This window comes from Flavobacterium sp. SORGH_AS_0622, assembly GCF_030818825.1.
GTDB lineage: Bacteria > Bacteroidota > Bacteroidia > Flavobacteriales > Flavobacteriaceae > Flavobacterium.
On sequence record NZ_JAUTAX010000001.1, the window covers coordinates 4,631,595 to 4,644,613 of the forward strand.

Annotated in this window: 15 protein-coding genes; 5 read left to right on the forward strand and 10 right to left on the reverse strand. The window is 33.7% G+C overall.

What is annotated here, in order from left to right:
- Nucleotides 1-96: 96 nt before the first annotated feature.
- The 4 genes from QE431_RS19885 to QE431_RS19900 all read right to left on the reverse strand — a co-directional run bounded on the left by QE431_RS19885 (nucleotide 97) and on the right by QE431_RS19900 (nucleotide 5,010).
- A complete protein-coding gene (locus tag QE431_RS19885; RefSeq protein WP_307299641.1) occupies nucleotides 97-348 on the reverse strand; it encodes a histidine kinase in 252 nt (83 codons plus the stop codon).
- Nucleotides 349-468: 120 nt separating this feature from the next.
- The gene (locus tag QE431_RS19890) at nucleotides 469-2,862 is read right to left on the reverse strand and encodes a ribonucleoside-diphosphate reductase subunit alpha (protein WP_307299643.1); all 2,394 of its coding nucleotides are present in this window, start codon (nucleotides 2,860-2,862) and stop codon (nucleotides 469-471) included.
- Nucleotides 2,863-3,126: 264 nt separating this feature from the next.
- Nucleotides 3,127-4,104, reverse strand: a complete 978-nt coding sequence (locus QE431_RS19895; protein WP_057115086.1) for a ribonucleotide-diphosphate reductase subunit beta — start codon at nucleotides 4,102-4,104, stop codon at nucleotides 3,127-3,129.
- A 336-nt stretch (nucleotides 4,105-4,440) separates the two neighbouring features.
- Complete coding sequence (locus QE431_RS19900; RefSeq protein WP_057115087.1) at nucleotides 4,441-5,010, reverse strand: DUF3109 family protein; 570 nt, start codon at nucleotides 5,008-5,010, stop codon at nucleotides 4,441-4,443.
- A gap of 371 nt (nucleotides 5,011-5,381) precedes the next feature.
- Between QE431_RS19900 and QE431_RS19905 the strand changes: the two genes are divergently transcribed.
- The 3 genes from QE431_RS19905 to QE431_RS19915 all read left to right on the forward strand — a co-directional run bounded on the left by QE431_RS19905 (nucleotide 5,382) and on the right by QE431_RS19915 (nucleotide 6,878).
- Nucleotides 5,382-5,960: a MarC family protein gene (locus tag QE431_RS19905; protein WP_057115088.1), complete on the forward strand. Its 579-nt coding sequence runs from the start codon at nucleotides 5,382-5,384 to the stop codon at nucleotides 5,958-5,960.
- A 107-nt stretch (nucleotides 5,961-6,067) separates the two neighbouring features.
- Nucleotides 6,068-6,271: a hypothetical protein gene (locus QE431_RS19910; RefSeq protein ID WP_057115089.1), complete on the forward strand. Its 204-nt coding sequence runs from the start codon at nucleotides 6,068-6,070 to the stop codon at nucleotides 6,269-6,271.
- Between the two features lies 1 nt (nucleotide 6,272).
- A complete protein-coding gene (locus QE431_RS19915; protein ID WP_057115957.1) occupies nucleotides 6,273-6,878 on the forward strand; it encodes an FAD-dependent oxidoreductase in 606 nt (201 codons plus the stop codon).
- A gap of 101 nt (nucleotides 6,879-6,979) precedes the next feature.
- Here QE431_RS19915 and QE431_RS19920 read toward each other — a convergent pair whose 3' ends face one another.
- The 5 genes from QE431_RS19920 to QE431_RS19940 all read right to left on the reverse strand — a co-directional run bounded on the left by QE431_RS19920 (nucleotide 6,980) and on the right by QE431_RS19940 (nucleotide 10,364).
- Nucleotides 6,980-7,297 carry a hypothetical protein gene (locus QE431_RS19920; protein ID WP_307299645.1) on the reverse strand — a complete coding sequence of 106 codons (318 nt, stop codon included), beginning with the start codon at nucleotides 7,295-7,297 and terminating at the stop codon, nucleotides 6,980-6,982.
- A 76-nt stretch (nucleotides 7,298-7,373) separates the two neighbouring features.
- The gene (locus QE431_RS19925; protein ID WP_307299647.1) at nucleotides 7,374-7,739 is read right to left on the reverse strand and encodes a nuclear transport factor 2 family protein; all 366 of its coding nucleotides are present in this window, start codon (nucleotides 7,737-7,739) and stop codon (nucleotides 7,374-7,376) included.
- Nucleotides 7,740-7,756: 17 nt separating this feature from the next.
- The gene (locus tag QE431_RS19930) at nucleotides 7,757-9,334 is read right to left on the reverse strand and encodes a S41 family peptidase (RefSeq protein WP_134142610.1); all 1,578 of its coding nucleotides are present in this window, start codon (nucleotides 9,332-9,334) and stop codon (nucleotides 7,757-7,759) included.
- On the reverse strand, nucleotides 9,334-9,765 hold the full coding sequence (locus QE431_RS19935) for a dCMP deaminase family protein (protein ID WP_008465062.1): 432 nt from the start codon (nucleotides 9,763-9,765) through the stop codon (nucleotides 9,334-9,336). Before QE431_RS19935 ends, QE431_RS19930 begins: the two co-directional genes overlap by 1 nt.
- A gap of 5 nt (nucleotides 9,766-9,770) precedes the next feature.
- Nucleotides 9,771-10,364: a HupE/UreJ family protein gene (locus QE431_RS19940; protein WP_057115093.1), complete on the reverse strand. Its 594-nt coding sequence runs from the start codon at nucleotides 10,362-10,364 to the stop codon at nucleotides 9,771-9,773.
- Between the two features lie 169 nt (nucleotides 10,365-10,533).
- Here QE431_RS19940 and QE431_RS19945 point away from each other — a divergent pair, with 169 nt between their 5' ends.
- Entirely contained in the window at nucleotides 10,534-10,965 is a 432-nt protein-coding gene (locus tag QE431_RS19945; RefSeq protein WP_057115094.1) for a TerB family tellurite resistance protein, read from the forward strand.
- Nucleotides 10,966-11,204: 239 nt separating this feature from the next.
- On the opposite strand, the gene fbp is transcribed toward QE431_RS19945, so the two are convergent.
- Nucleotides 11,205-12,209, reverse strand: a complete 1,005-nt coding sequence (gene fbp / locus QE431_RS19950; protein ID WP_057115095.1) for a class 1 fructose-bisphosphatase — start codon at nucleotides 12,207-12,209, stop codon at nucleotides 11,205-11,207.
- 263 nt (nucleotides 12,210-12,472) lie between these two features.
- Here fbp and QE431_RS19955 point away from each other — a divergent pair, with 263 nt between their 5' ends.
- Nucleotides 12,473-12,961, forward strand: coding sequence for a GNAT family N-acetyltransferase (locus tag QE431_RS19955; protein WP_057115096.1), 489 nt, complete (start codon nucleotides 12,473-12,475; stop codon nucleotides 12,959-12,961).
- Nucleotides 12,962-13,019: the final 58 nt, after the last annotated feature.

A 13,019-nucleotide genomic window follows, 5' to 3' on the forward strand; every position in this document is an offset into this window, starting at 1 on the left:
GAAACCACGGGCTATGTCTCTAAATTGAGAATAAAATAAAAAAGCAGTTATTATTACAATAACTGCACCTAGTAATTCTCATAAACAATATATGCTTTATTTATTTACCATATTTCGTAAAATATCAGTAATCGTTACTGAATTACTTTCTTCATATCCTAGTGCAATAGCTATTGCCTCTAGCGCACTGGGATATTTATCCGATGAGCTGACTACCAATCCATTTTCTAAAATTTGATTTCTCTGTATTTGAATCGCTAATGATAAAATTTCAAAATCTGATAGTTTTGAATATTCTTCTTTTAATTGTTTTGCAATTCCATTATACGTATCAATTTTCACTTTCATATTTGTATTATTTTTACTATTAAAAAAAACAAATATAAAATAAAAAAAAGCAGTTATCACTACAATAACTGCTTTTATATTTTTAAAGATCTAAAATCTCAAATCTAAACTATAAAATTATTAAGACCCACACATTTCACAATCCTCAGGATCTGCCGCTTGTGCTTTTAAAAGCATTGCTTTATAATCCTCAACGCTGATTGCTTCAGTTTCTGCCACTAATGATGGAGCTGTTTCTTCTTTTTTGTCGTTGTTTAATGTGAATTTAATCGCATCTACAGCCGCTTTTGTTCTTAAGTAATACATTCCTGTTTTTAAACCAGATTGCCAAGCATAGAAGTGCATTGACGTCAATTTAGAATAGTTGGCATCCTGCATGAACAAGTTCAACGATTGAGATTGGTCAATAAAATATCCTCTTTGACGAGACATATCGATAATATCTTTCATCGACATTTCCCAAACTGTTTTATAAAGATCTTTCAAGTCTTGCGGAATCTTATCTATATTTTGAACAGATCCGTTATGACGCATAATTTCTTGTTTCAGATCTTCGTTCCATAAACCTAATTTTACTAAATCTTCTAGTAAATGTTTGTTTACTACGATGAACTCTCCAGACAATACACGACGTGTGTAAATGTTTGATGTATATGGTTCGAAAGCTTCGTTGTTTCCAAGAATTTGAGAAGTTGATGCAGTTGGCATTGGCGCAACCAATAATGAGTTACGAACTCCATGTTCAACCACTTCTTTTCTTAATGAAGCCCAGTCCCAACGGCCAGATAATTCTTCATCTTTCATTCCCCACATGTTGTATTGGAATTCTCCTTTAGACATTGGAGAACCTTCAAATGTAGAATATGGACCTTCTTCTTTTGCCATTTCCATAGAAGCAGTTACAGCAGCGAAGTATAAAGTTTCGAAAATCTCTTGGTTTAATTTTTTAGCCTCATCACTTGTAAACGGCATACGAAGCATAATGAAAGCATCTGCTAAACCTTGCACTCCTAATCCAACCGGACGGTGACGCATGTTTGAGTTTTCAGCTTCTTTTACTGGATAGTAGTTTCTGTCGATTACTTTGTTCAAGTTACGAGTTACACGTTTTGTAACATTGTAAAGTGCTTCGTGGTCGAATTTTCCGTTTTCAATAAACATTGGCAACGAAATAGAAGCTAGGTTACAAACTGCAATTTCATCTTTAGATGTAAACTCCATAATCTCTGTACACAAGTTCGAAGAACGAATTGTTCCTAAATTCTTGTGATTCGATTTACGGTTTGCCGCATCTTTGTACAACATATATGGTGTTCCAGTCTCGATTTGAGATTCTAGGATTTTCTCCCATAATTCACGAGCACGGATTGTTTTTCTACCTTTTCCTCTAAATTCGTAATCTGTATATAAAGCTTCAAATTCATCTCCGTAAACATCATATAATCCTGGACATTCGTTAGGGCACATTAAAGTCCAAGTCGAATCTTCCTGAACACGTTTCATAAACAAATCTGATGTCCACATCGCGAAGAATAAATCTCTCGCACGCATTTCTTCTTTTCCTGTATTTTTCTTTAAATCCAAGAAATCGAAGATATCAGCATGCCAAGTTTCGATGTAAATTGCAAAACTTCCTTTACGTTTTCCTCCACCTTGATCTACATAACGAGCGGTATCATTGAAAACTCGCAACATCGGAACAATTCCGTTTGAAGTTCCGTTTGTGCCGCGAATGTAAGATCCTGTTGCACGAACGTTATGAATAGAAAGTCCAATTCCTCCCGCTGACTGCGAGATTTTTGCTGTTTGTTTTAATGTATCGTAAATACCATCAATACTATCATCCTGCATTGCCAAAAGAAAACAAGAAGACATTTGAGGTTTTGGAGTTCCTGCATTAAACAATGTTGGCGTTGCATGCGTAAAGAACTTTTTAGACATTAAATCGTAAGTTTCAATTACCGATTTTAAATCGTCTAAGTGAATACCAACAGAAACACGCATCAACATATGCTGCGGTCTTTCTACGATTTTTCCGTTTATTTTAAGAAGATAAGAACGCTCTAAGGTTTTAAAACCAAAGTAATCGTAATTAAAATCTCTTGTGTAAATGATGTGAGAATCTAAAAAAGCAGCATTTTCCTGAATCACTTTAAACACGTCATCTGCAATTAATGGCGCGTCTTGTCCATTTCTTGGATTAACGTAGTGATACATATCTTTCATCGTTTCTGAGAAAGATTTTTTTGTATTAGAATGTAGATTTGAAATTGCCACACGAGCTGCCAATTGTGCATAATCCGGGTGAGCAATAGTCATAGATGCTGCAGTTTCTGCCGCAAGGTTATCCAATTCAGAAGTAGAAACTCCGTCATACAATCCTTCGATAACTCTCATCGCTACCTTTACCGGATCTACAAGCTCATTCAAGCCGTAGCACAATTTTTTGATTCTTTCTGTAATCTTATCAAACATTACGGGCTCTCTGTGGCCATCTCTTTTTACTACATACATAAGCTTACTAAATTTAGTTATTGAAAAAATGAAAGACACTAGAAAAACGATTCCAGCACTTAAACATTGCGTGTTTTTAAATTATTTTTTGAGAATTACCGAATTCTCAATAGTTACTCGTTTCAAATTCGAAAATCGAATTTAAATACGTCAAAAATTGTCATTGAATCTGCGATTTGGGAAAGAGATTCAACCTTAAAATATTCTGTTAATCTTTTTTTTCAGCACCTCTAGAAGAGTAGATGCTAAAAGTATTTTTGTTGTCTAAAAATCTGCATCAAATGAAATTTTCTGAGCATCGCTGTCTGTGTTCATGACACCAGATTTTTGATACTCGGCAACACGTTTTTCAAAGAAATTAGTTTTTCCTTGAAGAGAAATCATGTCCATGAAATCGAATGGATTCGCTGATCCGTAAACGCGCTCGCATCCTAATTCAACCAAAAGTCTATCGGCAACAAACTCCAAATACTGCGTCATTAAACCAGCATTCATACCAATTAAACTTACCGGAAGAGATTCTGTTACAAACTGTCTTTCGATATCTAGTGCATCAACAATAATTTCTTTAATTCTTTCTTTTGGCACTTTGTTTACCAAATGGTGATTATGCAAGTGAACTGCAAAATCACAATGTACGCCTTCGTCACGCGAAATCAATTCATTAGAAAAAGTTAAACCTGGCATTAAACCACGTTTTTTCAACCAATAAATTGAACAGAAAGCACCTGAGAAAAAGATTCCTTCAACTGCGGCAAAAGCAATAAGTCTTTCAGCAAACGAATCAGACTCGATCCATTTTAAAGCCCATTCTGCTTTTTTACCAATTGCAGGGAAAACTTCCAAAGCATTAAATAATTCTGCTTTTTCTGCTTCGTCTTTAACGTAAGTATCAATTAATAAAGAATAAGTCTCACTGTGAATATTCTCCATCATAATTTGGAATCCATAGAAAAATTTTGCTTCTGCATATTGAACTTCATTTACAAAGTTCTCAGCAAGATTTTCATTTACGATTCCGTCAGAAGCAGCAAAGAATGCTAAAATATGCTTAATGAAATATCTTTCATCATCATTCAGCTTATTATTCCAGTCTGTCAAATCTTGGTGTAAGTCAATTTCCTCAGCAGTCCAAAAACTTGCTTCCATTTTCTTATACCATTCCCAAATATCATGATGTTTAATCGGAAAAATAACGAAGCGGTTTTTATTTTCTTGTAATATTGGTTCGATTTGTGACATGACAGATTCTGTTAATTTTTTTATTGAATTTTTACTTATTCAGTAGACTACAAAGATTGTCATTTAACGTCAAAAATGAAAGCCAAACTTATTCACAATTTGAGGTAGTTTTTAACAACGTTAAATTTTCCAAACATTTTCATACAAATAATTAATTTACTGTAAATGAATGATTTAAATACACCAGTTGTCTCGTGAAGCCCCGTAAAATATAGACTTTTTAATATAAAAAGCAAGAGATTTAAAATAGTTTTAAAAAGTTTTTTTTGAGTCAAAACTTTATTTTTTTGAGTCAAAATATATAGTCAAAAAGACTATATAAGAATAGCCGATTTTCTAAGAATTTTTATGTTCTTCAGCCACTTTTTCAAGCTCCAAATACCAGTCTTCTCCAAAACGTCTTATCAACGCTTCTTTGACAAATTTATAAACTGGAACTTCCAATTCTTTTCCTAACGAACAAGCATCATCGCAAATGTCCCATTTATCATAATTCACCGCAGCAAATTCTGTGAAGTCTTTTACACGAATTGGATATAAATGACAAGAAACTGGTTTTTTCCAATCTACAATTCCTTGGTTGTAAGCCTGCTCGATTCCGCAAAGCGCAGTTTTTCCATCAAAAATCACATAAGCGCAATCTTTATTATCAATAAGCGGTGTTTCAAGATCACCATCGGTTCCGGTTACCCAAGTTCCTTGTGCTTCGATTGCTGCAATTCCTTCTTTTCGTAAAAAGGGTTTTACTTTTGGATAGATTTCTTCTAAGATTTTCGTTTCAGCCTCATTTAAAGGCGCGCCCGCATCTCCATCAACACAACAAGCCCCTTTACAAGCAGACAAGTTGCACACAAATTCTTTCTCCAGAATATCTTCTGAAATAATAGTTTTACCTAACTGAAACATGATATTAAAATAGTCTAATTTATAAAGTGCAAAGATAGTCAAAGAAAGCAGATAAAATACTTTCAAATTTTTCTACAGGTTTGAAGGAAAATTTAACGCAGAGGACGCAAAGGTTTCCACAGAGTTACACAAAGTTTTATGGAGCAGAACTTTTTAAGTTCACAAGGTTTCAAGATCTAACTTTAAAATCTTTGTGTAACTCTGTGGAAAATCTTTGCGAATCTCTGTGGTAAAAAGAATCATTTGTTACAAATATCACTTTTTTAACAACTAAAACGTGTTTTTATAACAAAAGTGAATTGTATTGAAAAAACACCTAACTTTATTATCTACTTTTGCAGCAGTTTTTAATACCTTAAAATCAAAGCGATATGTTAGATATAGACTTCAAAGAAATCATTACAGTTAGTATGGTACTTTTTGCCGTAATTGATATTGTCGGTTCAATTCCGATTATTGTCAATCTACGCGCAAAAGTGGGACACATCGAATCTGAAAAAGCTTCTATTGTAGCTGGTGCTATTATGATTGTTTTTCTTTTTGTTGGAGAAGGCTTATTGAACCTTATAGGTATCGACGTGCATTCGTTTGCCGTGGCAGGTTCTTTTGTTTTATTCTTTCTGGCATTAGAAATGATTTTAGGAATTAGAATTTATCGTGACGAAGAACCCGGTTCTGCTTCTATTGTTCCCCTAGCCTTTCCTCTAATTGCCGGTGCAGGAACTATGACGACTTTATTATCTCTTCGATCTCAATTTCACACTATTAATATTATCATTGCGATTTTATTGAATATAATCTTGGTTTATGTTGTTCTAAAATCGTCTAAAAAGATTGAAACTTTGTTAGGAGAAAACGGACTTGGAGTAGTTCGTAAGACGTTTGGCGTGATACTTTTAGCAATTGCTGTTAAATTATTCGCTGCTAATGTTAAAGGTTTGTTTGTCTAAATTTTATTTTTATAAATTTACCCCGTAAAATATTCTAAAATACAACTTGGAGTTCATTTTCACTTTAAGTTCTACTTTTATTATTTTAGACAAACAAAGACAATCATATGAAAATTTTCACTTCAATCTTAGTGCTTTTAGCATTAGCTCTAATTGTTTTTAATATTACGCTGCTAGACTTTAAAAATCCTTTTCAAGGAGACAGTATTGTAGCTTTTATTGGAATCGCAGCTTCATTTTGCGCTGTTCTTATTCTTTTGATCTTTAGGATTTCAAAAAGAATTGAGGAAAAAATGAATGAAAACAGATAACATGTTTGACGTTTTAATTATTGGCGGTGGAGTTTCAGGTATGTCTTGTGCTCTTGTCTTAGGATCCGCAAAAAACAAAACTTTTGTTACTGACAAAAAAATCGGGATTTTTACTCATCAGAAAAATTCTTCTTTACAAGAGGCAATCTTTTACAATGCTTATGGTATTTCACCAGGCAAATTAGGCTCTGAATTGCTAATTGAAAGCACACAGGATTTGGCGATAACTTATCCGCATATTACTCAAATTCCGAATGAGAAAGTAATTCGACTTGAAGGCAGTTATCCTGAATTTACTGTAGTTACCAACAAAAATTCTTATAAAACAAAAAATATAGTTGTCGGAATTGGTTCTGCTAATACTTTTGATATTGAAGGTTTAATGCAATATGTTGAACCCCATAAAAAAGCACTTCCAGAAAAACAGCGCATTCAGCTTAAAAACGACGACCATAAAGTTGCCGACGGCATTTATGTGATTGGAACTTTAGCCGGCTGGAGAAGCCAATTGGCAATTGCTGCCGGAAGTGGTGCTGCTGTTGCAACTGATATTCTAACTTTATGGAATAACGGCGTGCAGACTCATGCGCACGATAGTATTCGTTAAAAACATTTACAAAATTATAAACCACATAAGTTATATAAGTAAATATAATGCTTTACGCATCTATATTAAATGAACTTATATAACTTATATGGTTTATCTTTTTATTTAACCGAAACGATTTCTGTGACTTTAATGTGATTTTCATCATCGGTTTTCCATTTTTCTCCCTTGACAGAAACTACGTCGCCAATTTTTACTTGCTTATAGTTTTGCGGTCCGCCCACGTTTACGATACTGATTGTTGCAAAATATACTTCTTTTTTGTCAGTAATAATTTTTGCTGTATAACCGTCTTTTCCAGATTCTATAGATTCTACTTTTCCTGAAACTGCACCATTTGTATCATTTTTCATAGTTGTGCAAGAGATTACAAAAGCCATTAGAAGCCCTAGAAGGCTTATTCTTTTTAAATTTTTCATATTTGAGTTTTAGTCACAAAGTAAGTCAAGTTTACGAAGCTTTGTTTTATGTTATTATTAAATTTCTTTTCAAAATTTATGCCAGCTGGATACAGCTTCCTGCAATCACTTTTAAATTACTTTCAAATTGTTTCCAAACCCTGATATATTTAAGAACGCCATTTATTGGATTACTATCATAAGTTCCTTTTAATGAAATAGTAACTGCAACCACGGCAGAATCATCTATCACATTTATAATTTGATCTGAAGCTTCTAAAAAATCAATTTTCATTTTTCCTGAACGGTAGGAATTCAAATCAAATTCTTTAGTGATTGTTTGTCCATCTGGAAGATTGAATAATAAATCATCGTGCAGGATTGTCTCCAAAGCAGAAACATCCGAATTTTTAATAGCAGTTAGAAGTTCTATTTCTGCATTAATAACGGTTTCTATTTTCATCGTATAAAAAATTGAAGTTACTTCTTAGGATTCAGAATTGTTTTAATCATCGCGTCATCTTTTAAAATCACATCATAATAATACAATTCTCCATACAACTGTCTCGCAAATTCGGCAGTAATATATCGGTTTACAAGCGATTTGGTTTTATCTAATTTTAAATCCAAACCTGTCATAAGGATATAGTTTTTGAATTTTTTGAAATACACATCAGAGGTTTTCATTTTGTTTAAAAACGCAGCAAAACTAAGTCCTGCAAAAGCATCTCTATTTTTATCTAATTCTTCAAAAACAAAATGGCCTACAATTCCAGTTTGTAATAGATAACCAACATTTTCATTTCCATGTTCAGCTTCCATCGGAACAAAAACATCGGGAACAATTCCGCCGCCGCCGTAAACGATTTTACCTTTAGGAGTTTTGAATTTTAAAGAATCAGCAACTTTTATACTGTCTCTTGCATATAATTCTCCCGTAGCGATTCTAGATTCTGATTCTTTGAAATATTCTTCGTTTCCTTTTTTATAGGGTTTCTGAATTGATCTTCCCGTTGGAGTATAATAACGCGCAACCGTCAACCTTACAGCCGATCCATCGTTAAAATCCATTTCACGCTGTACTAGACCTTTTCCGAATGAACGTCGGCCTACAATTGTACCGCGGTCATTATCTTGGATTGCTCCAGCTAAAATTTCGCTGGCAGAAGCACTGTTTTCATTAATTAAAACATATACTTTTCCAGTTTCAAAACTACCTGCTTTTGTTGCATACGTTTTTTCAGTTGTACCATTTTTACTTTTCGTAAAAACAATCAGCTGTTTGTCTTTTAGAAATTCATCTGCGATTGCTATTGCTTCTTCCATGTAACCGCCTCCATTGTCACGAAGATCAATTACAAGTGATTGAATTCCTTTTTGTTTGAGTCTTGTTAAACCAGTTTTAAATTCATTAAAAGTGGTTTCGGCAAAACGATTGATTTTGATGTATCCAACATTATTTCCAATCATCAAAGAAGCATCAACGCTTTTAATTGGAATAATATCTCGTTTTACTTTAAACTTTAATTTCTTTTGTTCTGATTTTCTAAAAACTGTCAATTCGATTTCCGAACCTTGCAAACCTTTTAATTTTGAGAATAAGCTGTCTGAAGGTAATTTTCTACCGTATAATTTGGTTTTCCCAGCAAATAAAATTCGGTCTCCAGATTTGAGTCCCGCTTTCGCTGAAGGTCCATTTTCGATTGGTTTTATAATCGCAACAGAATCTTTATACATATAAAAATTAATTCCGATTCCGACGAAATCTCCCTTCATACTTTCAGCAACTTCTGCTTGTTCGCTTGGCGGAATATAAACAGAATGCGGATCTAATTTAGAAAGAATATTATCGACTGTAAGATTTACAATCGAATCTGTATTGACACTATCAACATATTCTGTATTGATAAAATCAATTAATTTGTTAAGCTTAGTTTTAGAGTAATTTTTAGCCAAAAGCTGGTCGCTTGCAGGAGCATTCATAAGGCTGCCCGCAATTGTTCCAAGAGCAAAAGTCGCTCCTATAACTATTGGTAAATATTTTGAGTTAAATTTCATTACTCTTCTAAAACAGGAATATGTTCTACTTCAACACCTGCTTTTATTAAAAATTGAATTCCAGAATCGTCACGATATCCGTCTTTGTACACCACTCTTTTTATTCCCGATTGATGTATTAATTTACTGCATTCTTTGCAAGGTGAAAGTGTAATGTATAAGGTTGCACCTTCGCAAGATTGTGTCGATCTTGCTACTTTTAGAATTGCATTTGCTTCTGCGTGTAAAACGTCCCAGCGAGTCAGACCATTTTCATCTTCACAGCAATTTTCAAATCCAGATGGCGTACCATTGTAACCATCAGAAATAATCATTCTGTCTTTTACTATAATGGCACCAACTTGTTTTCGTTTACAATACGAAAGCAGACTCCACTCTTTTGCAATTCGCAGATAAGCTTTATCGTATTTATTCAGTTTTTTTACTTCCATTTATATTATCTGTTCCAAATCGGACTTTCAATAATCATCGGAATTACAACTCCAATAATAAAAGCCGACATTACTAGTGCCCAGTCGCGTTTTGAAAAACGGAAAACAGTCTGCACTATATATGAAATTACCAGCACAACAAAAACAACTACCAACTGAGCAGCTTCGATTCCTAAAGCAAACTCTCCCAAAGGTAACAATTTTGATGTTGCAGATCCTCCTAATATTGTTTTGAAATAATTAGAGAAACCTAAACCATGAATAATTCCAAAGAATAAAGTTATGAAAAATACCAGATTCACGCCATCATTTTTAGAAGTCTTTCCTGCTGTAAACAAATGATACAGAGCGGTTACTAAAATTGTAATTGGAATAAGAAATTCTACAATATTTACTTTTATCGCTATTATGCCGTAAACGGAAAGAATTAAAGCTAATGTGTGTCCAATTGTAAACAAGGAAACTAAGAGAAAAATTCTTTTCCAGTCCTTAAATAAATACGGAACGGTTAAGGCGATTAAAAAAAGAACGTGATCGTAGGCATTAATATCCAAAACGTGTTTTAATCCTATTTGAAAATAAATCCAAAATTGTGACATAGGTATTCTATAATTAAATAATTAGGGGTTGTAAACTTACGATTAATTTTCAAAATTAAAGATCTAAGCACTTAATTCATTCAATAAAAATAAGTTAAATTTTATGAGAAATTTAAAAACAATAATTTAAAAATAGGATTATATTTGTTGCATAAAAACCGATTTAATTATGCCATTTTCAGAATTATTTGATAACGAATTCAAACAAAGAAACAGAGGTCATTTCTCTGCAATTGTGCGTGTAGCTTTCGCTGACGGACATGTAAGTCCAGAAGAAAAAGACTTTTTGGACAAATTAGCTTCAAGACTAGAAATTTCAGCAGAAGAATATACAGAAATTCTTAAAGATCCGTGGAAACATCCGATAAACCCACCTTATTTATATACTCAACGTTTGGAGCGTTTATATGATTTAGCAAGAATGGTTCACGTAGATCATCATTTAGGAGACCAGCAAGAAGTTATGTTAACTCGTATGGGATTAGCATTAGGATTCACTCCAGGAAACGTAAACTACATTGTTGCTAAAGCTCTTTCTTTAGTTGACAAAAAAGTAGACTTAGATACTTTCCTTTTCGAAATGGAAAATATGAACAAGTAATTTTTTAGTATTCAGTTTACAGTAGCAGTTTACAGCTTTTTAACTTACGCTTAAATTGAAATAAAATAAAAAACCCGAGAGATTTAAAAATCTCTCGGGTTTTCTTTTTTAAATTAAAACTTAACATACCGAAAAAAGAAACCCGACATGTTTTAAAAACCTGTCGGGTTTGAAATGTAAGCTAGAGTTAAACAGTCTCTAAAAACTGTGACTGTGACTGAGACTGAAAACTGAATACTTTATTCAGCTGCCATAAACTCCTCAGCTTTTTCTACCATATTATAGCTTCCGCAGAAAAACGGAACTCTTTGGTGCAGTTCTGTCGGCTGGATTTCCATAATTCTTCCAAAACCATCTGTGGCTTTTCCTCCAGCTTGTTCTGCAAGAAATGCCATTGGATTACATTCATATAATAAACGTAATTTCCCTTTTGGCGCTTTTGAACTTGTCGGATAAATATATACTCCGCCTTTGATCATATTTCGATGAAAATCGGCAACCAGACTTCCTATATATCTAGAAGTATAAGGTCTGTCCCCTTCTTCGCGCTGGCAGTATTTAATGTAATTTTTTACTCCCTGCGGAAAATGAACATAATTACCTTCGTTGACCGAATAGATATGTCCGTCTTTCGGAAACTTCATATTCGGATGTGAAAGATAAAATGTTCCAATCGCCGGGTTTAACGTAAACCCATTTACTCCATAACCTGTTGTGTAAACCAGCATTGTCGAAGTTCCATAAATTACGTAGCCTGCTGCAACTTGATTGATTCCCGGTTGTAAAAAATCCTCGCTAGTTACCGGAGTTCCTATTGGAGTAATTCTTCTGAAAACAGAAAAAATAGTTCCCACAGAAACATTAACATCAATGTTTGAAGATCCGTCAAGCGGATCCATTAAGATCACGTACTTATTATTATGACAGTTGTCGCTCCCCTGAACTGTAATAAAATCGTCGTTTTCTTCAGAAGCAATACCACAGACAATCTCACGGTTTATTAACGTCTGGATAAATACTTCGTTTGCATAGACATCTAATTTTTGCTGGTCTTCGCCCTGAATATTCTGCTCGCCTACAGCGCCGATAATATCCACTAAACCCGCTTGGTTTACTTTATGATTGACCACCTTTGCTGCCAATCGAATAGAGTTGATAATTCGCGAGAGCTCTCCCGACGAATACTGAAATGCTTTTTGGTTCTCAATAATAAACTCTCCCAGTGTTTTATTGCGTTCTTCCATTGCTAAATCGTTATAGTTTTAATTTTAAGTCACAAATATCGCTTATTTTGTGAGAATGATTTAAAAATTATTTTGTTAGTTTGCTACTATTGTATATTTGCTAATATTTTACATAAAGCAACAATCAAAGCTCTGTTTTCTTTGATAATATGTAGATAAAAATACGAATACATGAAATTGCCTCTTGCATATCTTTGTGAAAACAAATGCTGCATTAGGAAAAAGCAATACTATAAAGGACAAAAAAATAACGTTTACCAATTATGAATATTAGAAAAGGAAATCCTGAAGATATGAAATCGGTGTTGGGGCTAATTCAGGAGCTGGCAATATTCGAAAAAGAACCCGAAGCGGTTGTTATTACAGAAGAGGATTTAGTGCGTGATGGTTTTGGGGAAAAACCACTTTTTCATGTTTTTGTTGCAGAGATCGAAAACGACGAAAAACAAAAAGAAATTGTTGGAATTGCTTTATACTATTACCGCTACTCTACCTGGAAGGGAAAAACAATACACCTTGAAGATTTAATTGTAAAAGAGAAAATGCGCGGTACTGGTTTAGGTTCTGCTCTGTATGCCGAAATCATGAAGCAAGGTAAAAGAGATGGAGTGAGAAGAGTAGAATGGAATGTTTTAGCCTGGAACACACCTGCAGTTAATTTTTACAAGAATTCTGGCGCAAAAATTCTAGAAGACTGGCAAGTGGTGCAAATGGATGAAGCTGGAGTTAATTCGTTCTTAGAAAAATTATAAAAGTAGTTTGCACATTTTAAAAGGTTTTTGCCACGAATTTCACTAATTTTCACTAATT